The sequence below is a fragment of the Variovorax sp. PAMC 28711 genome, from assembly GCF_001577265.1.
Taxonomy (GTDB): domain Bacteria; phylum Pseudomonadota; class Gammaproteobacteria; order Burkholderiales; family Burkholderiaceae_C; genus Variovorax.
Map to the genome: position 1 here is coordinate 4,240,291 of NZ_CP014517.1, position 25,341 is coordinate 4,265,631.

25 protein-coding genes, 1 tRNA gene and 1 other annotated feature are annotated in these 25,341 nt (G+C 63.5%); of the genes, 8 read left to right on the forward strand and 18 right to left on the reverse strand.

The genetic code is table 11. The features are described from left to right. Window positions 1–38 precede the first annotated feature (38 nt). The 4 genes from fdxA (at window position 39) to AX767_RS20460 (ending at window position 4,021) form a co-directional block, all read left to right on the forward strand. The gene (fdxA, locus tag AX767_RS20445; protein WP_068633072.1) at window positions 39–368 is read left to right on the forward strand and encodes a ferredoxin FdxA; all 330 of its coding nucleotides are present in this window, start codon (window positions 39–41) and stop codon (window positions 366–368) included. Between the two features lie 106 nt (window positions 369–474). Next, the gene (locus AX767_RS20450) at window positions 475–1,500 is read left to right on the forward strand and encodes an NAD(P)/FAD-dependent oxidoreductase (protein WP_068633075.1); all 1,026 of its coding nucleotides are present in this window, start codon (window positions 475–477) and stop codon (window positions 1,498–1,500) included. A 206-nt stretch (window positions 1,501–1,706) separates the two neighbouring features. Next, on the forward strand, window positions 1,707–3,881 hold the full coding sequence (locus AX767_RS20455) for a TonB-dependent siderophore receptor (protein ID WP_068633076.1): 2,175 nt from the start codon (window positions 1,707–1,709) through the stop codon (window positions 3,879–3,881). 64 nt (window positions 3,882–3,945) lie between these two features. Continuing rightward, window positions 3,946–4,021: transfer RNA gene (locus AX767_RS20460), tRNA-Asn, on the forward strand. Here the strand turns inward: AX767_RS20460 and AX767_RS22295 are convergent. Beyond that, window positions 3,980–5,443, reverse strand: coding sequence for a recombinase family protein (locus AX767_RS22295; RefSeq protein WP_443082788.1), 1,464 nt, complete (start codon window positions 5,441–5,443; stop codon window positions 3,980–3,982). The genes AX767_RS20460 and AX767_RS22295 overlap by 42 nt on opposite strands. Between AX767_RS22295 and AX767_RS21130 the strand changes: the two genes are divergently transcribed. Beyond that, window positions 5,419–6,647, forward strand: a protein-coding gene (locus AX767_RS21130) for an IS3 family transposase (protein ID WP_156480933.1) whose coding sequence is annotated in 2 segments (ribosomal slippage) — window positions 5,419–5,707 and window positions 5,707–6,647 — 1,230 coding nt in all. Because the reading frame shifts where the segments join, the coding sequence is not laid out codon by codon here. The genes AX767_RS22295 and AX767_RS21130 overlap by 25 nt on opposite strands. Beyond that, window positions 5,697–5,813 (forward strand) — a sequence feature (AL1L pseudoknot). It overlaps the preceding gene by 117 nt. A gap of 36 nt (window positions 6,648–6,683) precedes the next feature. Here the strand turns inward: AX767_RS21130 and AX767_RS20480 are convergent. From AX767_RS20480 to AX767_RS20495, 5 genes are read right to left on the reverse strand one after another with little or no spacing between them, the layout of a single operon-like run. Beyond that, entirely contained in the window at window positions 6,684–6,920 is a 237-nt protein-coding gene (locus AX767_RS20480; protein WP_068633079.1) for a recombinase family protein, read from the reverse strand. A gap of 6 nt (window positions 6,921–6,926) precedes the next feature. Then, on the reverse strand, window positions 6,927–7,070 hold the full coding sequence (locus AX767_RS21465) for a hypothetical protein (protein WP_156481095.1): 144 nt from the start codon (window positions 7,068–7,070) through the stop codon (window positions 6,927–6,929). Further along, window positions 7,067–7,300 carry a hypothetical protein gene (locus tag AX767_RS20485; protein WP_068633081.1) on the reverse strand — a complete coding sequence of 78 codons (234 nt, stop codon included), beginning with the start codon at window positions 7,298–7,300 and terminating at the stop codon, window positions 7,067–7,069. Before AX767_RS20485 ends, AX767_RS21465 begins: the two co-directional genes overlap by 4 nt. Beyond that, complete coding sequence (locus AX767_RS20490; protein ID WP_210392523.1) at window positions 7,294–8,364, reverse strand: hypothetical protein; 1,071 nt, start codon at window positions 8,362–8,364, stop codon at window positions 7,294–7,296. Before AX767_RS20490 ends, AX767_RS20485 begins: the two co-directional genes overlap by 7 nt. Then, window positions 8,361–8,717, reverse strand: a complete 357-nt coding sequence (locus AX767_RS20495) for a hypothetical protein (RefSeq protein WP_168164845.1) — start codon at window positions 8,715–8,717, stop codon at window positions 8,361–8,363. Before AX767_RS20495 ends, AX767_RS20490 begins: the two co-directional genes overlap by 4 nt. 350 nt (window positions 8,718–9,067) lie before the next feature. On the opposite strand from AX767_RS20495, the gene AX767_RS21135 reads away from it, so the two are divergent. Next, window positions 9,068–10,069 (forward strand): hypothetical protein, encoded by a 1,002-nt coding sequence (locus tag AX767_RS21135; protein ID WP_082755100.1) that lies wholly within the window; start codon window positions 9,068–9,070, stop codon window positions 10,067–10,069. Window positions 10,070–10,491: 422 nt separating this feature from the next. Here the strand turns inward: AX767_RS21135 and AX767_RS20500 are convergent, their stop codons facing one another. Further along, entirely contained in the window at window positions 10,492–11,058 is a 567-nt protein-coding gene (locus AX767_RS20500) for a BON domain-containing protein (protein ID WP_068633087.1), read from the reverse strand. Between the two features lie 104 nt (window positions 11,059–11,162). Here AX767_RS20500 and AX767_RS20505 point away from each other — a divergent pair, with 104 nt between their 5' ends. Beyond that, complete coding sequence (locus AX767_RS20505) at window positions 11,163–11,423, forward strand: hypothetical protein (RefSeq protein WP_156481097.1); 261 nt, start codon at window positions 11,163–11,165, stop codon at window positions 11,421–11,423. Between the two features lie 126 nt (window positions 11,424–11,549). On the opposite strand, the gene AX767_RS20510 is transcribed toward AX767_RS20505, so the two are convergent. From AX767_RS20510 to AX767_RS20535, 6 genes are all read right to left on the reverse strand, one after another. Next, window positions 11,550–12,191 carry a Crp/Fnr family transcriptional regulator gene (locus AX767_RS20510; protein ID WP_335338837.1) on the reverse strand — a complete coding sequence of 214 codons (642 nt, stop codon included), beginning with the start codon at window positions 12,189–12,191 and terminating at the stop codon, window positions 11,550–11,552. A gap of 351 nt (window positions 12,192–12,542) precedes the next feature. Beyond that, window positions 12,543–13,259: a Crp/Fnr family transcriptional regulator gene (locus AX767_RS20515; RefSeq protein WP_068633091.1), complete on the reverse strand. Its 717-nt coding sequence runs from the start codon at window positions 13,257–13,259 to the stop codon at window positions 12,543–12,545. Window positions 13,260–13,550: 291 nt separating this feature from the next. Continuing rightward, window positions 13,551–15,353 (reverse strand): aspartate:alanine exchanger family transporter, encoded by a 1,803-nt coding sequence (locus AX767_RS20520; RefSeq protein WP_082755103.1) that lies wholly within the window; start codon window positions 15,351–15,353, stop codon window positions 13,551–13,553. Continuing rightward, window positions 15,346–16,887 (reverse strand): glutamate decarboxylase, encoded by a 1,542-nt coding sequence (locus AX767_RS20525; protein ID WP_237288507.1) that lies wholly within the window; start codon window positions 16,885–16,887, stop codon window positions 15,346–15,348. Before AX767_RS20525 ends, AX767_RS20520 begins: the two co-directional genes overlap by 8 nt. 465 nt (window positions 16,888–17,352) lie before the next feature. Next, a complete protein-coding gene (locus tag AX767_RS20530; protein WP_237288508.1) occupies window positions 17,353–18,192 on the reverse strand; it encodes an N-formylglutamate amidohydrolase in 840 nt (279 codons plus the stop codon). Window positions 18,193–18,257: 65 nt separating this feature from the next. After that, a complete protein-coding gene (locus tag AX767_RS20535; protein WP_068633099.1) occupies window positions 18,258–19,226 on the reverse strand; it encodes a Bug family tripartite tricarboxylate transporter substrate binding protein in 969 nt (322 codons plus the stop codon). A gap of 121 nt (window positions 19,227–19,347) precedes the next feature. Between AX767_RS20535 and AX767_RS20540 the strand changes: the two genes are divergently transcribed. Beyond that, complete coding sequence (locus tag AX767_RS20540) at window positions 19,348–20,265, forward strand: LysR substrate-binding domain-containing protein (RefSeq protein WP_068633100.1); 918 nt, start codon at window positions 19,348–19,350, stop codon at window positions 20,263–20,265. Here the strand turns inward: AX767_RS20540 and AX767_RS20545 are convergent. Genes AX767_RS20545 through AX767_RS20565 form a run of 5 tightly spaced genes read right to left on the reverse strand, consistent with a single transcriptional unit; the run spans window position 20,262 to window position 25,290 of the window. Continuing rightward, window positions 20,262–21,254: a Bug family tripartite tricarboxylate transporter substrate binding protein gene (locus AX767_RS20545; RefSeq protein WP_068633102.1), complete on the reverse strand. Its 993-nt coding sequence runs from the start codon at window positions 21,252–21,254 to the stop codon at window positions 20,262–20,264. The two genes, AX767_RS20540 and AX767_RS20545, sit on opposite strands and share 4 nt — an antisense overlap. A gap of 32 nt (window positions 21,255–21,286) precedes the next feature. Continuing rightward, complete coding sequence (locus AX767_RS20550) at window positions 21,287–22,150, reverse strand: isocitrate lyase/PEP mutase family protein (RefSeq protein WP_068633104.1); 864 nt, start codon at window positions 22,148–22,150, stop codon at window positions 21,287–21,289. A gap of 7 nt (window positions 22,151–22,157) precedes the next feature. Continuing rightward, window positions 22,158–23,147 carry a tripartite tricarboxylate transporter substrate binding protein gene (locus AX767_RS20555; protein WP_068633106.1) on the reverse strand — a complete coding sequence of 330 codons (990 nt, stop codon included), beginning with the start codon at window positions 23,145–23,147 and terminating at the stop codon, window positions 22,158–22,160. Then, entirely contained in the window at window positions 23,144–24,094 is a 951-nt protein-coding gene (locus AX767_RS20560; RefSeq protein ID WP_068633108.1) for a hydroxymethylglutaryl-CoA lyase, read from the reverse strand. The genes AX767_RS20555 and AX767_RS20560 overlap by 4 nt, the downstream gene beginning before the upstream one ends. Continuing rightward, the gene (locus AX767_RS20565; protein ID WP_068633110.1) at window positions 24,091–25,290 is read right to left on the reverse strand and encodes a CaiB/BaiF CoA transferase family protein; all 1,200 of its coding nucleotides are present in this window, start codon (window positions 25,288–25,290) and stop codon (window positions 24,091–24,093) included. Before AX767_RS20565 ends, AX767_RS20560 begins: the two co-directional genes overlap by 4 nt. Window positions 25,291–25,341 lie beyond the last annotated feature (51 nt).

Below are 25,341 nucleotides of genomic sequence, written 5' to 3' on the forward strand. Positions count from 1 at the left end.
TAAAATCTAGGGTTTTCCCCGCTCCGCTCACCAGAACCATGACTCACGTCGTCTCCGAATCCTGCATCCGTTGCAAATACACCGATTGCGTCGACGTGTGTCCTGTGGACTGCTTCCGCGAAGGTCCGAACATGCTGGTGATCGATCCGGACGAGTGCATCGACTGCGCCGTCTGTATTCCCGAATGCCCGGTCAACGCGATCTACGCCGAAGAAGATTTGCCGGCCGACCAGCTTGCCTTCATCAAACTCAACGCCGAACTGGCGCTGGCCGATGGCTGGAAAAGCATCACGAAGCGCAAGCCGGCGCTGCCCGACGCCGACGACTGGAAAGACAAGACCGACAAGATCGGCGAACTGGTCAAGTAAGCACACCCCCAGTCTTCGCGCACTTCGTGTCGCTTCGCCAACCCCCTCGCCGGGGGCAACACCAGCGGCCCGACGAAGCCGGTTCAGCGGTGTTCCTGGAACAGAAATGCATGCCCCAATCGAAACTGATGCGCTGATCATCGGCGCCGGCCCGGTCGGGCTGTTCCAGGCGTTCCAGCTCGGGCTGCTCGAAATTTCCAGCCACATCGTCGACGCGCTGCCCGCAGCGGGCGGCCAGTGCGTGGCACTGTACGGCGACAAGCCCATCTACGACATTCCGGGCACGCCCGTCACCACGGGCCGTGCATTGGCGCAGTCGTTGCTGCAGCAGGTGGCGCCGTTCAAGCCGCAATTTCATTTCGGTGAGCAGGTCGCGACGCTGGCGAAGCAGGCTGATGCGCGCTGGCTTCTTGGTACCAGCGGCGGTTCGTCGTTCGTGGCGAAGACCGTGTTTCTCGCAGCCGGCGTCGGCGCTTTCGTGCCCCGGCGCATTGCGATCGACGACATCGCGCGATTCGAGGGCCAGCGCCTTTTCTATCACCCCGAATCGCTCGACCGCTTCGCCGACCAGGTGGTGGTGGTCAACGGTGGCGACGACGCTGCACTCGACACCGCGATCGCGCTGACCGGCCTGGCGAAGCAGGTCACGCTGGTGCATCGGCGCGATGGTTTCCAGGCCGACCCGGCACGGGTCGATGCGATGCGGGCGCTGGTCGCCGATGGCAAGCTGGGGTTTGCGGTCGGACAACCGTCAGCGTTCGATGGCGAGACGCTGCAGATCACGAAGCCCGACGCGAGCACGCTCGATCTGCCGCTCGATGCGCTGATCGCCTGCCTCGGAATTTCGCCGAAGCTTGGGCCGATCGCCGATTGGGGCCTCGCGCTGGAACGCAAGCAGGTACCGGTCAACACCGCGACGTTCCAGACGTGTGAGCCCGGCGTGTTCGCGGTGGGCGACATCAACACCTATCCGGGCAAGAAGAAGCTCATCGTGTGCGGCTTTCATGAAGCCACGCTGGCGGCCTGGGGCGCCACCGACATCGTGTTCCCGGGCCGATCGATCCCGCTGCAGTACACGACGACCAGCACGCGCCTGCATACATTGCTCGGCGTGGACCACCTGGCTCGCTAGAATTCGACCACCTTGCGCACAAGCGCAAGGCCGCTAGGGGTGTTGACGCACGGAGTTCTGCTCTGCGCCGAGACTGAGAAAGTCCCTTTGAACCTGATTGAGGTAATCCTCGCGCAGGGAAGCATGTCGAACAAGCCGCGGCGCACCTCTCGGTGCCGCACCAAGCTTTCGCAGGCCGACCTGCCATCACGTCCTGAAAGAACGTCATGGCAAACCACCACGTCATCCCGAAGAAATCCGGCAAGCCGAAATGGCCCGCCGCACCTGTCCCGCGCGCACTCGCCGCCATGGTGCTGATCGCCGCCGGCAGCAGCAGCTACGCGCAAGACGCGACGCTGCCCGCCATCACCGTCACCGACCAGAGCACGCCGAAGCAGATCGACATCAGCGGCTTCGGCGACGTGCCGCTGCGCGAGCTGCCGCTCTCGGCCACGGTCATCGACAACCAGCAGATCCAGGCCAGCGGCGCGCGCCGCCTGGCCGACCTTGCGCAGTTCGATTCGTCGGTCACCGATGCCTACAACTCCGCCGGCTATTGGGACTACCTCACGGTGCGCGGCTTCGTGCTGGACAACCGCTTCAACTACCGGCGGGAGGGCCTGCCGATCAGCGCCGAAACGTCGATCCCGCTCGACAACAAGGAGCGCGTCGAGATCCTGCGCGGCACCAGCGGCATCCAGGCCGGCACCAGCGCGCCCGGCGGGCTCGTCAACTACGTCGTCAAGCGACCGACCGCACAAGACCTGCGCGAAGTGCGCGTGGAAACGACCAGCCGCGGCAGCCTGCTCGGCGCCATCGACCTCGGTGGCCGCTTCGGCAGCGAGCAGCAGTTCGGCTATCGCCTGAACGTGGCCGCTGAAAACCTGAAGCCGCTGGTGCACAACCTCGACGGCAACCGCAAGCTCTTGTCGCTCGCGGCCGACTGGCGCATCACCCGCGACTCCATCCTCGAAGCCGAGATCGAATACAGCCGGAAGACGCAACCCAGCCAGAACGGCTACAGCCTGCTCGGCAACGTGCTGCCGCAACCGGTCGACCCGCGCATCAACCTCAACAACCAGCCCTGGTCGCAGCCTTCGGAATTCGGCGCGCTCACCGGCACGTTGCGCTTCACGCAGTCCCTCAATGCCGACTGGCGCTGGAGCGCGCAGCTCGGGCAGCAGCGCCTGAAGACCGACGACCGCCTCGCCTACGCCTTCGGCTGCAGCGCCGAAGGCAACTACGACCGCTACTGCAGCGACGGCACTTTCGACTTCTACGACTTCCGCAGCGAGAACGAGCGCCGTACGCAAACCGCCGGGCAGATCAAGGTAAACGGCAACGTCATGACCGGCGGAGTGAAGCACGAGCTCGGCTTCGGCATCCTTCAAAGCCGGGTGCGCAACCGCTTCCAGGACCAGGCCTACAACTACGTCGGCACCGGCAACGTCCTGGGCACCGCCATCGTGCCCGCCGACCCCACGCTCACCGACGCGAGTACCAACCGCGACGAAAAATCGACCGAGCTCACGCTTCAGGACGCCATCCGCTGGAACGACCAGTTCACCACCTGGCTCGGCGTGCGTCACACGCGCCTCGACCGCGGCAGCGTGCGCACCGACGGCTCGCGCCCGACGCAGTACGACCAGAGCGTGACCACGCCGTGGGTCGCGGCGAGCTACGCGGTCCAGCCTGGCCTGCTGGCCTATGCAAGCTGGGGCAAGGGGATCGAATCGCAGGTCGTGCCGAACAAGATTTCGCAGTACGCCAATGCCGGCGAAGCGCTGCCCGCGCTCGCATCGAAGCAGTGGGAATTCGGCTTCAAGGGCGGTGACAACGCACTGAACTGGCAAGTCGCGTACTTCAACATTTCGCGCCCGATGACCAACATCGACACCTGCAACAACAGCGGCGCCGACTGCACCGGCCAGTACGACGGCCGCGCGGTGCACCGCGGCCTCGAAGCCAACGCGCAATGGAACACCGGCCCCTGGCGCCTCGCCGGCGGCGTGACCTTCATCGACGCCAAGCGTCGCGACAGCACGCTCTCCCCGAGCCTGAACGGCGAGCATCCGACCAACGTGCCGAGCCAGGTCGTGCGCGCACAGGTCGGCTACCGCATCGCTGCCGTGCCCGGCCTCGAAGTGCAAGGTCAGCTCTCGCACGAAGGTCGCCGCAACGTGCTGCCCGATGGCTCGATCCGCCTGCCCGGCTGGACCCGCTTCGACGCCGCGCTGCGCTACGACACCCGGCTCAACAACGTGAACACCAGCTGGACCATCGCCGTGGAAAACGTGGCCGACAAGCGCTACTGGAAAGAGTCGCCCTACCAGTTCGGCCACGTCTACCTGTTCCCCGGCGCACCCCGCACGCTGCGCCTCGCCTTCACTGCGTCGCTTTGATGCATTGCCACGTCGCGCAGCTTTTGAAGCCTCAAAAAACCACGCTATAATTTGAGGCTGCTGTTCCTCGATAGCTCAGTTGGTAGAGCGCCGGACTGTTAATCCGTAGGTCCCTGGTTCGAGCCCAGGTCGAGGAGCCAATGATGTACGGAGCTGGGCACTCTTGTAGTGCCCAGCTCGCTACTCCCAGCAGCTGCAGCTAGCAGCGTCGCTTTTTTCCCCTGCATCGTCACCATCTTTCCGTCGAAGCGAATCTCGCCGACGAACTCATGCAGGTAGCGTTTCGAGAAGCCGCCCTCCCGGTCTGTCAGGCGCGCACGTAGCGCAGCGCCAAACGCTTCGAGCTTCTTCGAGGACAGTGCAGCGACCGGCATTTCCTTGCTTCGTCGAGCTCCAGCCATTTCCAGCAAGACCGCATCGCGCCGTGACTTCAGCTTCTGAGCCCGGCTGCGCAGCATGTCGTCCATAGGCAGCAGGTCCTTCTCCACCGCGTCGTAAAGGCGGTTCGTTGCCGTCTCCAACTCGTTGAGCTCCCGCTGGAGCATCCCGATTGTTTCGTCCTGGCGGGAATGAGCGCTCTTGAGGTGCCCTTTCATTTCACGCAGCATTTCTTTCAGGCGCTCTGGCGTGAGCACCTTGTCCGCAAACGCATCGAGCACGAGGCGGTCCATTTTTTCCATCGGCACAGCTGGGGTGCAGCAAGCGCCCGAGCTTTGGCCGATCCGCGTGTTGCACTTGTAGTAGCGATACCGCCCGCCTTTTCCGGTGGCGGTGGTCATTCCTGCGCCGCAGTTGGCGCAGCGTAGCAACCCGGTCAGCAAGGTCGGGCTGCTGACGACGCGAGCCGGTGTCACTGCAGGCGAGCGCTCATGGCGCTTACGCGCGACTTCCATGAATACCGGCTTAGCAATGAGGGAGGGAATGCTCACCACTACCCACTCGTCCTGTGGCTTGAGCTCGTTGGTGCGCATGTTCTTCTTGTTGAAGATTCGGTCACCGACGTATGCCGTATCGCAGATCAGTTGGTGAACGCGTGTCCGGGTCCACTTAGCGCCACGCAACAACACTCCGCGCTCGTTGAAGTAGGCCGCGATCTGCTTGCAGCCCATGTCACGCCCTTGTAACCCCTGCGAATACAGCTCAAACATCCGGCGCACTGTCGGCGCCTCGGCCTCATCGATGACCAGCCGTTTCTTCCGACCCTTGGCCGCTGGAAGATCGAGCTCCTCCGTTTTGTAGCCAAAGGGCGGCTTAGACCCGTTGAAGTTGCCTTGACGGGCGTTCTCGTTCATCGCCCGTAAGGTGTGCTTCCCGTTTTCTTTGCTCTGGTACTCATCGAACATAGAGAAGATGCGGCGCGCCATCTCCCCCGATGGATCGTCGCTGGTCTGCTGGGTGATCGACAGCAGCTTGACGCCCGCCTTGTTCAGCTTGCGTTCATACAGCGCAAACTCGATGAAGTCGCGGAAGAAGCGCGACAGGCTGTGTGAACCGCACCGGGATTTGTGGAGGCTCCACCCTTTGAGAAGATGGAGCCATGAACAAGTCGAACAAGTTCTCACCTGAGGTCCGCGAGCGCGCGGTGCGCCTGGTGTTGGAACACCGCGGGGAGTACCCCTCGCTGTGGCTGGCGGTCGAATCGATTGCCCCGAAGATCGGCTGCGTGCCGCAGACGCTGCTGACATGGGTCAAGCGTCACGAGATAGATTCCGGCGCGCGCGATGGCGTAACGACGTCGGAGGCGCAGCGCGTCAAAGAGCTCGAACGCGAGGTCAAGGAATTGCGCCGGGCCAACGAGATCCTGAAGGTGGCGAGTGCGTTTTTCGCCCAGGCGGAGCTCGACCGCCGATTCAAGTCCTGAGAGAGCTCATCGACGAGCATCGCGATACGTTCGGGGTCGAGCCGATCTGCAAGGTTTTGCAGATCTCCCCGTCCGGGTATCGACGGCATGCGGCGCTTCGTCGCGAGCCGGAACGGCGCTGCGCACGAGCGCAGAGCGATGACATTCTTGCAACAGAGATCAAGCGCGTCTGGCAAGCCAACATGCAGGTCTACGGCGCCGAGAAGGTCTGGCGGCAGTTGGCTCGCGAAGGCACAGCGGCGGCCCGATGCACGGTTGAACGGCTGATGAAACGCCTCGGACTTCGCGGCGTCATGCGGGGCAAAGTCGTACGAACGACGATCAGCGACCGCAGGGCGCCGTGCCCGCTGGACAAAGTCAACAGGCAGTTCAAGGCCGACAGGCCGAATCAGCTTTGGGTCTCGGACTTCACGTACGTCTCTACCTGGCAAGGCTGGCAATACGTGGCCTTCGTCATCGACGTCTACGCCAGACGCATCGTAGGCTGGCGAGTCAGCAGTTCGATGACGACAGACTTCGTCCTTGATGCCCTGGAGCAGGCACTGTACGCAAGGCAGCCGGAACGCGATCGAAGCCTTGTGGCGCACTCCGACAGGGGCTCGCAATACGTCTCTGTCCGCTACAGCGAGCGGTTAGCAGAGGCCGGCGTGGAGCCGTCGGTTGGCAGCAAAGGCGACAGCTACGACAACGCTCTGGCCGAGACGGTCAACGGTCTCTACAAGGCCGAATTGATCCATCGCCGGGCGCCTTGGAAGACGAAGGAGTCCTTGGAACTCGCGACGCTCGAATGGGTGTCTTGGTTCAATCACCATCGACTGCTGGAGCCCATTGGCTACATCCCGCCCGCCGAGGCTGAGGCAAACTACTACCGGCATCTCGCCGAGCAGGCCGTCATACCGGCCTGACTTAAACCAACTGGCCTCTACGAAACCCGGTGCGGTTCAGTGCACGATGATCGCCGTATAGGGGGACGGCTTAAGTGTCGCGTCCGCGATCATCTGCTGGAACTCGGGTCGCCGGTCATCGGTGGCAGATGCTCCCGCCTCGATGTACTCCTTGCCGATGGGCTGGCCGTTGCGCTGGCACCAGTCGCGCATCTGTCGCAGCTGGTCAGGAATCGAGAGATCCTTGTCCGCCTGCTTGGTAGTGGATACGCGTGCATAGAGCGCAACGGCCATTTTTCTTCACTCCGCGTTGTCCTGCAACGCAATCAAGTCTCTGAGCAACTCGGGCAGCAGATCCGCGAGCAGCTTCATCTCGCGCGCTGTCACCGGAGCATCGTCTTCGAGATCTACAACGACCTCAAGGTGGTGCGTGGGTTCTTTCACTCATTGGGCACCTCCTTCCTTTGCACGTATCGGCCTGCCCTGTCCACACCTCCATCCCTCTCAACCATCAACCGCTCCAAATCCGTCTCCAGTCCTTCGCGACCGAACTCGTCGAGCAGCAAGCCTCGAAAAGCCCGGAACTGCGATTCAGGCAGTGCCGCCTCGGCAATGCGCAGCACCCGGTTCTTGCGATGGTTCAACAGGGCGAGGATGGCAGCAAGGCTCACCATTGCCCCAACCTCATCTGCGTTGCCCGCTTCTCCACGTCCGTGCGCCAGGTCAACGGGTTATGCACAAGGCGAAGCAGAGCATCGAGTTCATCAAGTGCTTCTGCATGAGAAACCCACGGCAGCCCTCGCCGCACAGCGTCGATGGCAGCCGTGCGTTTCAAATAGCCATCCACACTGGAAGCCAAACGAATCAAGCGTTCTTTGAGCAGCGCAGCTTGATCGACCTCACGGATGACGCCCTGAGCTGGCAAGTCGTCGACATGGTCCTGCAGCAGCAGCCATAGTGGATGCAGCGGCCACCGCGAGCGATTCGAATCGTTCTGCGGGACCCGCAGTGTTGTGTGATCGTGGACGAGATAGCGCAGCACATCGCCTGCGCCGTCGAACAAGTCCTGAAAGCTGCGTATGGAAAACCGCCGCAAAACGTCCTTGCGGACTTGAAACTCGATGCGCCACACGTTGGCGTTAACGCCTCCCCACAGCTCGTGAAACCAAGTCTTCTGGCTTGCCTCCTGAATCTCCGCCGACTTGTCGTAAATACGCAGGACGGTATCGCCTTCGCCAAATCGCAGTGTCTGCAAGCGTCGATCCTTGCGGTGCTGTGCGTCCTTCGCGGCCAGTGTCACGAATGAGTCTTCGTCGAAATCGACCACTGGCAACTCCACGTCAAAGGTGAAATCCACACGCGACAGTGATTCCTCAGGGCCATGGGACATGCGCACTGCGGTTGCCCAGTCCCGCATCTCGCGATGCAGGGCCTGTGCACCCTTGTGCCATAGCGCGTGACTGCGATACGTCACGTAGAAACCGGGATTGTTGAACTCGCCGAACTGGATCGCGGCTTCGCCGTTCTCCATCAGGAAGGGATAGCCTGAGCCGGTCCCATGACCGGCGAGCATGAACTCCTTGCCACCGAGCTCCAGCAGCACGGGATCACGCCGTTTTGAAGCCTTCATCGCCTCACGCTTGGCGCCGATCGTCTCGAAGTCCAGCAGGCAACCGAGCGAGGGCCGAAAGTAGTAGGCAGCTTCGACGGTGTCGAGGCCGGACAGGAGAAGTCTCACCGCCGACTCTCCCACTCTCTCGCCTGCTCAGCGTCCATCTCATCCGCCGTCATTTCCTCAATGACGACCAGCTCGGTTTTAAAGAACTTCTCGGGTTGATCGTTGCCCAGATCCTTCTCCAGCTCAAGGTAATGCTTGTTCGTGAGAACTTGAAAGCGGCCGATGGGCCCGACCTCCTCGAACACCTTTACCGTCGGCCCATCCGGCGTGCCGATGCGGTCGATTTGTCGGCCCGCGATGGATGGAAGCGCAGATGCCAAGTCCTCGAGCGCAGTGGACAGCAGATCGCCAACGATCTGCGTCCGCGTCTTGGTTGGGTACATCTCGGCGATGGCCGCAAGCTTGGCGGCCACGTGGACGGGGAGGCGAAAGGACGACTGCTTGGAAGTGAGTCGCGTGTTGTCTGGCGCGGACCAGACCGAGTGGAGCTGCTTTGACTTCATGAAAACCTTCCGGATGTTGCGACAAGTGTTTCACAACATTTTTTTGAATGTCAATCATAATTTGGCTTCGGCCGGGTACGGGTTGCCCACCGCGTCGGGCGCGCGTGCGGGAGTCGCAAGCGCCGCCCACCCACCCGCCGCCGTGGACAACCCTACAAGTGCGGAGTTACGAAACACATAGAAACAAGTAGGATGCCCGTTTTGTACCCGTAGACCCCCGTGTTACATAAACGGGACCGTTTTCACCTAAGGCACAGTAAATGGCTCAAATCAACATCAGAATAGAAAATCAACTGAATGCCGTAGGCGACGAAGTTTCCGCATTGATTGCCGTTGTCAGGCCAATTCTTCAAGGGCTTTTGTATGCTCTTAAGCATGAAGTTGTTGCAGAAGTGGGAGGTTTTGAGAAAGTCAAAGTGCTAATGCTTCCCCGCTTATACCGGCCAGGAGACGGTGACATCGGAATATGCTTTGAATATGCAGTTCACGACGCCGTAAAACGAAAAGATGCAAAGGTGGTTGAAAAGATTCAAGATGCCATGCAGAAGCACTGTAAGGTTCCTGGAAAAAAATTGGCATCAATCCTTTTTGGAGCCGAGAAAAGTGGTTCTCTTAGACTTATAGACACTGCGCACGACTTATTGACCGATGAATCAAGATTGCTGACCGGCGCCCAAGCGCAACCACCGAAACTAAAGCGCTACATCAACCAACTTGCAGCAGCCTTTCGACGACCCACCACCCGACTCTATTTGCCCGCGAGCATTAGTGGCGCTTGGAAGGCAGACCTTTTTCTTGGCATGACCGACTCTGACAGGTGGGTTGGAACGACAGTCAAAATTAATCCAGCGCAGCTAGAAGGTGCTACGGGTCTAAGAGTCGGCATAGTTCCTTCTCGTCAAGGTGGCAGCGATAAAATTATATTAGATGGCGCAAAGAATTTAATTGTTTGCCCACTGCCATATGACGCCGCCTTCATGGAATTATTCTATTCGGCTTGGATAATCGTTCAGCAATTCATCGCTGCCGACGCAAAACTTCCAAAAGAAGCTTCGCTCCCGACAGCTCCCCAACGAATGGTCGCTCGATTATTAGAGGAGCGTAGAAACTTTCCGTTAGTTGATGTGATCGAAGCGCTACAACCTCTTGCACAGCCCGAGCTTTTGGAAACATCGCCGAAAGAAAAACCTGCCGAATCGAAAAGAGAAGAAGAAGCGCTTGTGGACACTCTGATAGCACCCGTATCACGAGTGCTTACTTAAAAGACTAGGCGTTAAACTGCACCACCCAGTTCTCAGCATCGCTTGCGCTGGGGAGCCATACACAAGCCGCATGGCCACTGGAAAGCCCGCTATTTAATCGATAGCGGGCTTTTTTCCTTTTGGACGGCAAAGTCGAGTCGTATCACGATTCATGTCACCACCCATTGATGGCGCCCGCGTGTGAATTTGGCAGCGGTGAGGACACCCCCGTTTGGAACGATGTGTGTCAGAACCCATTGGTCCCAACGAGCGACAGCACAGGGCACAAGCCGCGCTCGGTGCTCAAACGAATACTCCCCAGCAACGACGGCTGGCCGAGCAGCCGCAGCAGCCATCGCGAACGCTCCGGCCTACAGAAATCACGCGCGCTCGGTCTCGTACAAGTCGCCGAAGAACTTCAGCGCCCGTTCGGCGCCGCATTCTTAGTGTCTGCATGCAGCTCGAGGAACTTGCGCCGTGCGTGGGCCGCGCAGCCGACCTGGCTCACGCCGTGCGCGAAGCTCCGGTGCAGCGTCTACGTCGACCCCCACCGTGGTCATGCTCATTGCCGCGGCGAGCCGAATTTCGTTGGTTATTCCGATGACCCCTGTCAGCGATGCGATGCATTGCTCGGCGCCCTGCTTCTGGAATGGCCAATCAAGTTGGCCTGCCAGCGTGACCCACCCGTCGTGGGCATCCACGTACACAGAGCCGACCGGCAGATAGGTAATCCACTCGATCACGTTCTGTGCGGAGCGTGCGATGTCGGCATCTGTTCGAATGCTTGATTGCGCCAATTCGACATCGACCTCGTCCACCACCGCCTTCACGCCTCCTACCCGTTCGATCGCATGCTGCGCCCTCCACTTCTCCGTATAAGTGCCGACGCAACCACTCAGCAAGACCACTCCGGAATCAACTTCGATTCCGATGAACGACGCGTCGACGGAGGGCTCCGAGGCGAGTTCGGCCAGCACGTCGCGCCGGAGTCGGGCATCTGTTTTCTTCATTGCATTGCGCCTCTTGTTGCAAAACCTGAGCATCGCGCGCACGACACGCCGGGTCTGTGCGCTGGCGAACAGTCGAAATTCCACAATGCGACCAACATGCTGCAATGCCCGCTGCATCTCCCTCACCACCGCTGTTGCAAGCCCGGCCGCTGACCGTGCACAGTGCGCGCGTCACGACGCCCGTTCGCTATGTGGCAGCGGACGGCCAGCGCCACACCATCCCCAGGGGCCCCTGCCTGATCGAAAAGATGGACGGCCCTGTGGTTGAGGTGATCTGGGGTGCCAAAGGCCAGAACTGCACCACGCTCCCGATCGATGACGTGGAGAACGCCGAGGCGCGGGGCGACCTGGTCCTGCTCGACTGAAGCCTACCGGCAGGCAGATCGTCGGCGGCGGACCGGCGGCCCATCGCACGGCGAGCCGAACGGCTACTCGGACCCGGACCGAGAGCCCGAGCGAGAAAGACTTGTATTTTTCCAGCGCATGATTTTTCAGCCCAATTGCTGGGCGTAGACCGCCGCGTCGGCGCCATAGCAACTGCAGGCGGCCTTCTCCAGCCCACTGCGGTCGAGGATCGCCATGTGACCGCGCGTGTAACCGATCAGGCCGGCGTTCTGCAAGGCGCCGGCCGCGGCAGTGACGCCCACGCGGCGCACGCCCAGCATGTACGCGAGGAATTCCTGGGTCACACGGAATTCGTCGGCGTGCGCGCGATCCTGGCTCATGAGAAGCCAGCGCGCGAGACGCGGCGCGATGAGGTGGTAGCGCAGGCACGCGGCCGACGAGGCGAGCTGTGTCATCAGGACATAGACATACCGCCCCATCACGCGCTGGAGTGAGGGGCTTTGCGGCCACACGCGCCGAAAGGCCGCCACATCGGCCCGCCACGCAGTGCCGGCCCCCTGCACCAGCGCCTGCAGCGGCGCGCGCGCCACGCCGAGCGCCAGGTGTGCGCCCAGCATGCCTTCTCGCCCGATCATGCCGACCTCCAGGCCCGGGTGGTCGTCGGTGTTGGTCACGAGCGAAATGAAGCTGTCCACCGGGAAATGCACATGTCGAAGTGTTTCGCCTGGCCGGCAGAGCACGTCGCCGAGCACGAGCTCGATCGGCTTGCAGATGGAAAGCAGTCTCACGCGCTCCTGGCGTGGGAGCATGTGGATCAAATGGTTCTGGTCATTGGGCAAGCGGGTCTCCTTGGGGAAACCTACCTTGGGGCCATTTCGCACCGCCGACTGTCTGCCAGCGCACATAGTGCGAATCGCGCGACATCGTCGACGCCATTCGCACCTTGGCGCTCGGGCGCTGATAGTTTTCATCGGCTGTGGGGGAACTTCTAGCCAACCAGATGGACCGTCTCCACGCTTGCCCCGCGCAAGATCAGCTGACCGAGCGCGAATACCAGGTGCTCTGCTTGACGACCCACAGCGACCTGACCTCCAACGCGTTCAACAACCGGCTCATCCCCTGCGCTCGCGTCCCCGTGCTCAAACCGCCATCTCGTCGGGCAGCAAGCGTTCGTACTCCGTTTTGACCACCGCGTAGCACTCGCAGCTGCGCTCCTCGATGCCGGGACGATCGAGCACCGTGATGTGCCCCCGGGCGTACTGGATCAAGCCGGCTTTCTGCAGCTTGAGCGCACTCTCGGTCACCCCCTCGCGCCGCACACCGAGCATGTTGGCGATCAGTTCCTGGGTCATGACCAGTTCGTTGCCCTGCAGCCGGTCCAGGCTGAGCAGCAGCCAGCGGCACAGCTGCTGGTCGAGCGAGTGGTGGCGATTGCACACAGCCGTCTGCGCCATCTGCGTGATCAGGGCTTGCGTGTAGCGCAGCAGCAGATGAAGGACCGGGGCGCGTTTGAACTCCTCCTTCATCACCTCTGCGGCGAGGCGGAATGCACGGCCAGCGCTCTGCACCACGGCACGACTGGTGGTCGACTCACCCCCCATGAAGAGCGAGATGCCGACCACGCCCTCGTTGCCGACCACCGCAATCTCCGCCGATGCGCCGTTCTCCATCACGTAGAGCAGGGAGACGATCGACGTGGTGGGAAAGTACACGTGGCTTTGCACACTCCCCGACTCGTGCAGGACCTTGCCGAGCGGCAACGAAACCATCTCGAGCTGGTCGCGCCAGCGCGACCACTCCGCCGCGGGCAGCGAGGAGAGCAGATGGTTCCGCATCGGATCGATCGAATTCGGCATGGAGAGAGATTCCTTGGCATGGCTCGCTCGACCGACTGCGGTCGCGGGGCTCTGTTCGCTTTCGCACTTATAGAGTGGTTGCGAAATGGAGTCCAGCGAAGGGTGGCGTTGTGTCCAATTTGACGCAGTCGCTGGGGAGGCGTGCAAATGAATCGCATCGCTATGTGCGCTATCGCACAGACCGAATGCACCAATCAGTCGATGAAGCTCAGCAGCTTGGGCACGTCCGGGTTCGGCTTCGACGTCACCGACCGCCCCACGCCGCGCTCGGACAGGTCGCACCCCGACTGGCTATCGCCACGACAAGATCATCGAGAAATAGCCGCCGATCAGCGCCAGAACGGTGGTGAGCGCGTAGCTCACCGGATAAGGGACGGCGGCAACGGAACTATCGGATTCCTCCATGATGGCGTTCAGACCTGGCGTGCTGTTGCGCGCGCCCGTGGTGGCACCGGCGGAGATGATCGAATTGAGGCCGAAGAGCTTGATCCCGACCCAGAAGGCGACCAGCGGCGGCACGAGTGCGCCCGCGAGGCCGATGAGCGCGAGCCACAGAATGGTGTCTCCGCTGAGTGCGGAGATGACCTTGGGGCCGACATTGGCGGACAGCACCGCCACGAAGGCGTTCAAACCGAAATCCTGCAGGAAGCTGCGGGCACCTTCGTGCACTGGACCGCCGAACTCCGGATTGCGGCTGCGGAAATAGCTGACGCATACGCCCGCCATGATGACGCCGGCCGACGTTCCAAGCGCAAAGGGTATGCCGGATACCGTGACCGTGAAGATACCCACCAGATAGCCCACCAACATCGCGAGCGCGAGGTAGGGAACCTCGGACTTCATCGTCGGCAGGATGACGTGGCCGCCCAGCCCTTTCGCCGTTGTTCTGAGCGCTGCGTCCGGCCCGGTCAGGCGCAAGACGTCGCCGAAGCGGACATCGCTTTTCGGGCCCAGAGGCAGTTCGGTGCCGCCACGGAACAGGGCCTGCACCGTCACGCCGCCCGACATGATCTTTCCGAGCTCTGCAAGGTTCTTTCCCGCGTGACGGTGCGCCGAAACATGCACGTCGGCGACTTCCAGGACGACATTGCGAGCCAGCGGATCATCGGATTCCGGACCGATCAGATCCCCGTCTTTCAGGATCGCGTCGTGAACATTCCCGCGCACCGTGACGATGTCGGCTTTTTTCAAAGTCGGGTCGTCGGCCAGGTCCAGCACGGCACCGTCGCGGACCACCTGGAGGATCGGCGCTTCGGGATAGTCCGTGCCCAGGCGAGACACGGTCCGCCCGATGAAGCCTTCATGGGCGACGGTGAAAGCACGCATGACGTACGGGGAGAGGCCCATCGCCAACGCACCCGGCGCGCCGGGAACGGGGTCGTTCGCTCCGCCACTGAAGGCCGCCTCGGCCAGTTTGGCATCGGCCTTGGCATCGTGGCCGAAAATGCGCGGGAGGTAGCGGATCAGCAGGATGATGCCGACCGTTGAGAGGACATAGCTGATGGCGTAGGCGGCAGCCATGTTCGCGCCGACCTCCTCGACGGTCATGCCTGCGGGCGGCTTGTAGGCCCCACTGGCCAGTGCACTCTGGCCCACGCCAAGGACGGCCGTGATCGTGTAGCTGCCCGAGATCAGGCCGGTCGCATAGCCCGGCGCGAGACCTGCCAAGGCCGCTCCAAAGTAGCAGATGACCCAATTGAGGCTCCAGACGATGAGGCCGATCACGACAAAGGCCAGCCCGCCCTTTCGCAAGCCCGAAAAGAATTGCGGCCCCACCTTCAGCCCGAGGGCATACATGAAGAGCAGCAGCATGAACGACGACAGGATGCCGGGTATCGCGTAAGTGATGCCATAGGCGGCCTGGGCGATCATCGAGAGCACCACGCCGACCAGCAGCGTGCCCGCCGTGGATCCAAGCGAGATGGTCTTGAAGCTGAACTTTCCGATCAGCGTGCCGAGCGCCAGCGCGATCAGCACGAACGCGATGGGCTGGTTTCCCAGAAGTTGGAAGAAGCCGTGAAGCCCGGCCTCCGTGACGGGCCGCACGGTGTCGAACACCTGCCCGATCACGCCGTGCGTCGCAAGGTCACCCATGGTGGAATCCAGGTTTCGCAGTGGAGTTCGGGACTGGATTCTTCGTCAGGTCACGAAGCGCGCGCTTGATGTCGTCGAGAAGAAGCTGCGCGAGATCGCGGCTGACGCCGTGGCGGATCAGGATGCGTTGGACCACGGTGTCCTTGCGGTTCGCAGGAAGCGGATACGACGCGATCTGCCAGCCCCGCATCCGCACCCTCTCGGACAAGTCGTAAAGGGTGAAGCCGTGGTCGGCATCGGTCAGCCGATAGGCAACCGCGGGCAGTCCGCCGTGGCCGTCGTAGACCATCTCGAACGGCTCGAGCTTGGCCAGTTCGGCGCTCAACCACTGCGCCGTATCGGAACAGGCTTGCTGAACGGCCGTGTAGCCGTCCCACCCGAGGCGCAGAAAGTTGTAGTACTGCGCGATGATCTGGCCACCCGGGCGCGAGAAGTTCAGCGCAAAGGTCGGCATGTTGCCGCCCAGGTAATCGACGTTGAAGATCAGCTCTTCGGCCAGGTCTTTCTTCGATGCCCAGATGACCCAGCCCACGCCGAGCGGCGCAAGGCCGTACTTGTGCCCAGAGGCGTTGATCGACCGGACCCGGTCGATCTGAAAGTCCCAGACGAGGTCGCGCTGGATGAACGGCGCGATGAATCCGCCAGAGGCGGCATCCACATGGATCGGGATGTCGAGCCCGAGGTCGCGCTGCATGGCATCGAGTTCGCGCGCCAAGGCCTCGACGGGCTCGTAAACGCCTGTGAAGGTGACGCCCAGCGTCGCGACGACGCCGATGGTGTTTTCGTCGCAGTGGCCGCGCAGGTCTTCGGGCCTGAGACCGAGCGCATCACCCTCGAGCGGTACCTCGCGGATCTCGACATCGAAATACCGGGCGAACTTGTGCCAACAGATCTGCACCGGGCCGGTCACGATGTTGGGCTTGCTGAAATCCTTGCCTTCCGCTTCCCGACGCTTGCGCCACTTCCATTTGAATGCGAGGCCGCCGAGCATGGCCGCTTCGCTGGAACCGGTCGTCGAGCAGCCCACTGTCTCTCGCGATTGCTGGGCATGCCAGAGGTCGGCAAGGATGTGGACACATCGGCTTTCGAGCTCGGCCGTCTGCGGATACTCGTCCTTGTCGATCATGTTCTTGTCGATCGCATCCGCCATCAGGTGCTTGACCTCGTCCTCTATCCAGGTCGTGCAAAAGGTCGCGAGGTTCTGACGGGCATTGCCGTCGAGCAGCAACTCGTCACGCACCAAGGCGTAGGCGGCGCGAGGCTCGGTGCGCCCTTGGGGCAGTCGGTATTTGGGAAGGCTGTCCTGCGAAGCCTTGGTCGCATAGATATCGCGCAGGCTGGATTGGTCGTCGAGGTCGACGTGATGAATTGGCATGGTCTTTTCTTTGTTAAACGCTGACTGAGCGGGCCGAGATCCGGAAATGCATCGCGCTCTATCGCGAGGATGCACAGTGGCCTTGGGAATGCACGACGGGGGCGGTCTCAGCATCAGCAGCGAGGCCGCGCGACGTGCTGCAACTTTGGGCTTGGGCAACCTGTGCGTCTGTGCGGTAACGCACGTTGGTTTCAAGCACTGCTGGCTTTGGCGTGTTGGACGGTATGTCCAAGGCAAAGGCAGTCGCCGATCGCAGGCCTCTTTGCTTTCGCGGATGCGGCGCAAGTCGATCCACGCCTGCGAGAACTGGTGCACGAACAGCGGGCCGGCGCACAGGAAGTCAACGTCGTAAAGGTTCGCCCACGGGCAGGTCTCGGTCCACCTCGAAGCCGGCCGCCATGAGCCTGTGCGTCTCCCAGTCCAACCCCAGGACGCACAGCACGATGGCCTCGTTGTAGCCCTGCCAGCCGTAGTTGGAGAAGCCGCATTCAGGCAACGCTCCGCCGCGACAGGGATAAGACCGCGCGCGGCCGACACGTGGGACGGCAGCGACCCGATCCGGCGCATTGCGGCCGGCAGTACGACAGTCGCGCTGCCCTGACGGCATCGCGCCTGCCAGGCGGGTCAGTCCGCCGGGGCCGGCGCCAGCAGCATCCGGACCATCGCTTTCAGGTCCGCCTGCAAACGGTCGAATCCAGGCTGCACAAGTGCGAGGCTAGTCTCGTCCATGTAAAGCCGCCGGTTGATCTCGACCTGAATGCTGTGCCGACCTTCCGCCGGCCGGCCATGCCGTCTCACCAGTTCCACGCCCTTGTACGGATGGTTGTATGACACGCTGTAGCCGCGGCCACTCAGGAACGCACAGAGTTGGTGTGACAGGGCCGGATCGGCGGCGGTGCCGTCGCGGTCACCGATGACGAAGTCCGCATGCACCAGCCCCGGGAAATCGGTCGCGTGGCTGGCGGCGACGGCGGGCATCGAGTGGCAGTTCAGATGCACGCTGCGCCCATGGCGGGCGTGGGCCGCGTCGATCGCCGCGCCGACCGCTGCGTGGTACGGCGTCCAGCATCGTTCGATGCGGCTCTCGACCTCGGCCACGGACAGCAGCCGGTCGTAAATCGGCAAGCCTTCGTCCGTGTATTTCCAGACCAGGCCCTTGCCCAGACGCACCTTCGACAGCACCGCCGGATCGGTGGCGACCGGGTGCGGCCAAGGGGCATCGAGCAGCGTGCTGTCGACTTCGGTCAGGTCGCGGTTGGCATCGAGATAGCTGCGTGGAAACAGCGCCTCGGTCCAGGCCGCGCCCAGCGCCGGCGCGAAGGCATAGAGCTTCTCGACGTGCGTGTCTTCCGCGCGGCGCAGCGTGGCCCGCTCGCAGCACGAGCGGAAATCGTCGGGGTAGACGGTGCCGCTGTGCGGCGAGTCGAGCACCAGCCCGGTCGTGCCTGGATGACTGACGACCATGGCAGCGTCGTGATGAATCGGTTGCGGAGCGGAATGCATGCGAAGGGGGTGCGAAAGAGGGGCACTCAGTCCAGCTGGATCTTTGCGAAGGCGGCAACCTTCTTCATCTTGGCGATCTCCGAAACGATCTGCGCAGAGAAAGCATCCGGACTGGTTCCCGACGGGTACAGCCCCTGGCCCGCCAGGCGTTGCGCGACGGCCGGCTCGGCGAGCGCCTGGGCCACCGCCTGCTGGATGCGCAGCACGACGGGTGCGGGCGTGCCGGCGGGCGCCACCAGACCGAACCACGACGGGTCGTTGATCGAGGCGTAGCCGAGCTCGGCGTAGGTCGGCACCTGCGGCAGCGATTCGAGGCGACTGCTCCACGACACGGCCAGCGCCTTGAGCTTGCCGTTCTTCACGTAAGGAAGCGACGACGCGACCTGGTCGAAGTACACCGCGACCTGGCCGGCCAGCACGTCGTTGAGGGCCGGGCCGGCGCCACGGTAGGGGATGTGCACCATCGACGTGCCGGTCACGCTCTTGAACAGCTCGCCCCACATGTGGCCGATCGTGCCGTTGCCCGGCGTGGCATAGGACACCTTGCCGGGATTCGCCTTGAGGTACTTCACCAGTTCGGCGAAGGTGTTGACGCCGGGGAGCTGCTCGGGGTTGATCACCACCACGCCGGGCGCCTTGACCAGTTCCGTCACGCCGACCGTGTCCTTGATCGGGTCGTAGGGCAGCTTGGCGAACACGGCTGGATTCACCCCGTGCGTCGAGAGCGTGGCCACGGCCAGGGTCAGGCCGTCGGGCGCGCTGCGTGCCAGCTCTGCCATGCCGATGGAGCCGCCGGCGCCGGCGCGGTTGTCGATGACCACCGGCTGCTTGAGGATGCGCTGCAGCGGCTCCTGCAGCACGCGACCGGAGATGTCGGTGGCACCCCCCGGCGGGAAAGGAACGATGAGGCGGATGGGCTTGCCCTCTTGCGCCCAGGACATTCCAGGAAGGACAGAGGCCAGAATCAGTGCGGAAACGAGGTCACGACGGTGCATTTGTAGCTTTCAGAGGTGTTGGGACAAAGATTACCCGGTGGGATCCACTTCATCTAGCAAATCCTGGTCCTGATAACATTCCAATCCGGAATCAACTCATCCGCTGCAGAAGGGGATCGCCATCACGCTTCGTCGACTGAATCCGCCGCTGCAATTGTTGCGCGCCTTCTCCACCGTGGTCCGTTTCGGCGGTGTTTCGCGGGCGGCCGAGTCGCTGCACCTGACACAAAGCGCGGTCAGCAAGCAGGTGCAGGAACTCGAGCGCTGGATCGGTGTGGTGCTGTTCGAACGAAGCCGCAAGCGACTGGCGCTCACGCCCGCCGGCGAGCGCTATGAAAAGGCGGTGCGCGCTCTGCTGGCGCAACTCGAAGCGGCCACGCTGGAACTCATCACCAGTGGCGGAGAAGGCGGCGCGCTGCACCTGTCGGCCCTGCCCACCTTCGCCGCCAAATGGCTCATCCCGCGACTGCCGGCGTTCCAGCGGGTCGAGCCGCAGGTGACATTGCACTTCGTTCCGTTCGTGCATGGCTACGACTTCCAGCGGCCCGAGCTGGACTGCTCGATCCTGTTCGGCGACGGCCATTGGCCGGGCGCGCGCTCGCACTACCTCGCAGGCCGTGACGTGGCACTGATCGCGCCGCGGCCGGGCACCTCGGACGTCGCCATCCGGTCGGTCGATGACCTGGCGCATTGCACCCTGCTGCGCCACGTCACCGTGCCGGACGCTTGGTTGCGCTGGTGCGAGCAGCACGGCGTGAGCCAGCTCGACCCGCTGGCCGGCCCGCAGTTCGACCAGTTCCAGACCATGATCCGCGCCGTCACGGTCGGCATGGGCGTGGCGCTGGTGCCGCGCTGCCTGGTGCAGGACGAGATCGTGGCCGGTACGGTGCACGAACCGCTGGCCGATGGTGGCTACCGCAGCGAGCTGGGCTACTGGTTCTGCTACCCGGAAGGCCGGGCGCGGCTCGCGCCGCTGGTGCGTTTCCGCGACTGGCTGCTTCCGCAGACAGAGGACCTCGGCGCCGACCCTGCCGACTAGTCGATCTTGATGCCCGCCGCCTTCACCACATCCGCGTACTTCTTCAGGTCCGCCTGAATCTGCTTGCCGAACTCTTCCGACGTGTTGCCCACCGACGTGATGCCGAGCTTGGCCAGTCGCTCCTTGATGTCCGGCTCGTTCACCACGGCATGCAGTTCCTTCTGCACGCGGTCGACGATGGCCTTCGGCGTCTTGGCCGGTGCGAGGATGCCAATCCACGAACTGGCTTCGAAGCCCGGCACGGTCTCGGCGACGGTCGGCACGTTGGGCAGCGACGGCAGGCGCTGCGCGCTGGAAATCGCGATCGCCTTCACCTGCCCTTTCTCGACGAAAGGCAGCGCGCCGGCCACTGCGGTGTAGAGCATGGGCAACTGGCCACCGACCACGTCGGTCATGGCCTGGCCGCCGCCCTTGTAGGGAATGTGAACGAAGTTCGCGCCAGTCTTCACCTTCAGCATTTCGGCGGCCACATGCGGTGTGCCTCCCGTGCCCGAACTGCCGTACGAGAGGCCGCCCGGATTGCTCTTCGAATACGCAACGAGTTCGGCCAAGGTCTTCGCGGGCACCGACGGGTGCGTGACGATGATGAGGACCGCGTCGCCGATCTTGCTGACGGGCACGAAATCTTTCACCGTGTCGAACGGCACCTTCGAGAACACGTGCGGGTTGATGACCATCGTGCCGTCGAAGCCGAGCACCAGCGTGTAGCCATCGGGCGCGGCGGTCGCGACCATCTGGGTGCCGATGTTGCCGGAGGCGCCGGGCCGGTTGTCCACCACCACCTGCTGGCCGAGCCGCGCACCGAGGCGCTCGGCCACCACGCGTGCGCCGGTGTCGGTCACGCCGCCGGGCGTGAAAGGCACGACCAGGCGGATCGGCTTGTTGGGGTAGTCCTGTTGCGCATGCGCCGGGCCAAAGGCGACCGCGCTCGCGGCAGCGAATGCAAGCGCGAGCAGGCGGCGTCGCGGAAATGGGGTCGTGTTCGTCATGTCTTGTCTCCGTTTTTGTTGATTGAAAGCGATCAGCGCGACCAGCGCTTGTCGAAATCCCACACTTCCTGAAAGCCGATGAGGCCGCAGAACGCGTTGAAATCGAACAGCGGCACCTCGGGCGTCTGGCTGATCCCGGTGGCCTTCAGGTTGCTCAATGCGCTCTCCATCGCGGCGGCGGCCGCAAGGCTGGTGAGCGAGGGGTAGATGGCCAGCGCGAAGCCGATTTCTTCGAGCACCGTGGCGGGCAGGATCGGCGTCTTGCCGCCATCGGCCATGTTGGCCAGCATCGGCTTGTCGAACGCGGCGCAGGCGCGGCGCATCTCTTCTTCGGACTGCGGCGCCTCGAAGAACAGGATGTCGGCGCCGGCTTCGGCATAGGCCTCCAGCCGGCGCATCGCTTCGTCGACGCCGAGCGAAGCGCGTGCATCGGTGCGCGCGATGATGAGGAAGTTGTCCTTGTCCTCGCGCGCCTCGACCGCCACCTTGATCTTCTCGACCATGTCCTGCATCGGCACGCAGCGCTTGTTGGGCGTGTGGCCGCACTTCTTCGGGAACTCCTGGTCTTCCAGCTGAATGGCCGTGACGCCCGCCGCCTCGTAGCCGCGCACCGTGTGGTGCACATTGAGCAGACCGCCGTAGCCGGTGTCGGCATCGGCGATGACGGCGCCATGGCTCGTGCGCACCAGCGTCGCCATGCGGTCGAGCATCTGCGTGTAGGTGGCGATGCCCGCGTCGGGCAGGCCGAGGTTCGAGGCAGTGAGCCAAAAGCCCGTGCCGTAAACGATGTCGAAGCCGATCTTGTTCGCCACCGTGGCCGCGATCATGTCGTGCAGGCCGGGCACGACGATGAATTCGCCGCGGTCGAGCTTTTGCCGGAGGATGGGATTTGCCATGTGTTTTTTACTCCGCCGCGATGCCGCCGCGCTGCGCGACGAGCGACCACTTCTTGGTTTCACTCGCGAGAAAGCGCCGGAACTCGGCCGGCGGCGTGAGCGTCACGTCCGCGCCCTGGTCGTGCATCTGCTTTTGCACGGCCGGCTCGGTCGTGACCTTCTTCAGGTCCTGGTTGATTTGCGCGACGAGAGGCTCCGGCAGTCCGGCCGGGCCGAAGAGGCCGTACCAGCTCAGCGACTCGACACCGTTCAACCCCGCCTCCTTGAATGTCATCGCATCGGGGAACAACGCCATGCGTTTCGCGTCGGCCACGCCGACCACGCGCAGTGCGCCCGAGCGCACATGCGGCAGCGCGGTCAGCACGCTGGTCACGCCCATCGGCAGATGGCCGCCGATGATGTCGACCATGATGGGCGCGCCGCCCTTGTAAGGCACGCCGGTGAGCTTGAGGTTGCCGACCTGGCGAATCAGTTCGGCCGTCAGGCGTGTCTGACCTTCCGAGTAGCCACAGCCCAGTTCTTCCTTGCGCGCGGCGCCCAGCAGGTCGGCCAGCGACTTGTACGGACCGTTGGCTTGCACCACGAGCACCGAGGGCGAGGTGGCGATGTTGGTGATCGGCGTGAAGGCCTTGTCGGTGTCGTAGGGCATCGACTTCATGAGCACCGGGTTCACCGCGTGCGAGCCGACCACCAGCAACAGCGTGTGGCCATCGGGCTGCGCCCGCGCGACGAAGGACGAGCCGATCACGCCGTTGGCGCCGGTGCGGTTGTCCACCACCACCGACTGGCCCCACAGTTCCGACAGGCGCTGCGCCATCAGCCGCCCGACGATGTCGGTGCCCCCGCCGGCCGAGTAAGGCACCACGATCGTGACGGCCTTGCTCGGGTATTTGCCACCCTGGGCCGTGGCTTGGCTCGTGGCGCCGACGGCCGCCAGCGAGGCGAGGCCGGCGAGCATCTGGCGCCGGTTGGGATGAATGGGGAAGTTCGTGGTCATGCAAGTCTCCGGTTGTTGTCTTGTTTGTCTTGTGTGTTTTTGTCGCGCTGGCGGCGCAGCCAGGTGATGGCGCGGCCGCCGAGCGACCGCTGCAGTTCTTCCTGTGCGAAATCCACCGCTGCGAGCAAGCCGTCGAGCGAAATGCCGGTGCTGAAACCGCTGCGCTCGGCCATGAGCACGAGGTCTTCGGTGGCGACATTGCCGGCGGCGCCGGGCGCGAACGGGCAGCCGCCGATGCCGCCGACGCTCGAATCGAACCGGCGCACGCCGGCTTCCAACGCAGCCCAGGCGTTGGCCACGGCCATGCCGCGCGTGTCGTGCAGGTGCACCGCGACGCGCTCGATCGGCACCACGCCGCACAGCGCCGCGAAGCGCTCTTTCACCTGGGCCGGCGAAGCCGAGCCGATGGTGTCGGCGATGACGATTTCGTCGGCCGCCGCGGCGTGCATGCGCGCCGCAAGGCGCAGCACGTCGTCGAGCGGCGTCTCGCCTTCGAAAGGACAATCGAATGCCACCGCGATGTAGGCCCGCGTGCGCAGGCCGAGCGCGCGGGCCGCCGCGAGGGTCTGCTCGCTCACCTCGGTCGCCTGCGCCAAGCCCATGTTGATGTTGCGGCGGTTCATGGTTTCGGTGGCCGAGAGCACCACCGCGACCTCCTTGGCGCCGGCGGTGTGCGCGCGCTCCAGGCCCTTGAGGTTGGGCACCAGCACCGACGTGCGCAGCGCAGGAAAGCGCACCTGCACCTGCGGCACGAGGTCGGCCGCGTCGGCCATCTGCGGCACGGCTTTCGGCGAGACGAAACTCGTCGCCTCGATGCTCTTCAGGCCGGCCTCGACCAGCAACTCGATCAGCCGCAGCTTGCCCGCGGTGCCGACGTGAACTGCCTGGTTCTGCAGACCGTCTCGCGGCGCGACGTCGGTGATGTGGATCGCTTCCTTCGCGCTCATGCGATGGCTCCTTCGGCGCGCAGCGCTTCGAGTTTTTCAGGCGAGTACCCGACCAGGTCGCCGAGCACGGCACGCGTGTTTTCGCCGAGCGCCGGCGGGCAGGTGAACGCCCTGCCCTTGTCGGCCGCCGACAGCTTGATCGGGTTGCCCGGCATGCGCACGCGCTCGCCGGTCTTGAGCGGCACTTCGACCACCATGTCGCGCGACAGCACCTGCGCGTCGTTCAGCGCCTGCTCGAAGTTGTTGACCGGGCCGCACGGGATGCGCGCCTCGCGCAGCCGTTCGAGCCAGTAGGCGGTGGGTTGCTTTTGCATTTCCTCGCCGACCAGCGCATCGATCTCGGCCTTGGCCGCGAAGCGCACCGGCTGCTGCCGGTACTCGGGTTTGCGCAGCGCCGGCAGGTCGATGAATTCGACGAAGCGGTCGAAGAACGGGTCGCCGATGCACGCGATGATCACGTGGCCGTCGGCGGTCGGGTAGCTGTTGTAGGGCACGTGCACGAAGTGCCCGTTGCCGATGCCCTCGGGCACGTGGCCCGACAGCAAATGCATCGTCGCCATGTAGTTGAGCAGCGAGATCTGCGCGTCGAGCATCGAGATGTCGACATGCTGGCCGACGCCGGTCCGGTCGCGCTCGACCAGTGCGGCGAGCACGCCCATCGCGCCGAACATGCCGCCGCCCAGGTCGCCGATCGGGATGCCGCTGCGCGTCGGCCCGGTCTCTGGCGTGCCGGTGATCGACATGCCACCACCCATCGCCTGCACCACCTGGTCGAAGGCCGGGCGTTGCGTATGCGGGCCGGTCTGGCCGAAGCCGGTGACCGAGCAGGTGACGATGCGCGGGTTCACTTTGGCGAGCGATGCGTGGTCGATGCCCAGTCGCTCGGTCACGCCGACGCTGAAGTTGTCGAACACGACGTCGGCCTTGCGCACGAGATCGAGAAACACGGCCTTGCCGGTCGCCGTCTTGAGGTCGACGCACACGCTTTCCTTGTTGCGGTTGAGCGTGAGGTAGTAGGCGCCCATGCCGTCGCGCGAGTAATGCGGGTCGTTCTCCAGCAAGCGCCGGGTGCCCTCGCCGCTGCCGGGCGGCTCGACCTTGATGGTGCGCGCGCCAAGGTCGGCCAGCAGCATGGTGCCGTAGGGACCCGACAGCATGTGCGTCAGGTCCAGCACGGTGATGTGTTCAAGTGCCACGTTCTATGTCTCCGAAATGTTGGCGGTGCGGCTGCTATTGCAGGGCGCGTG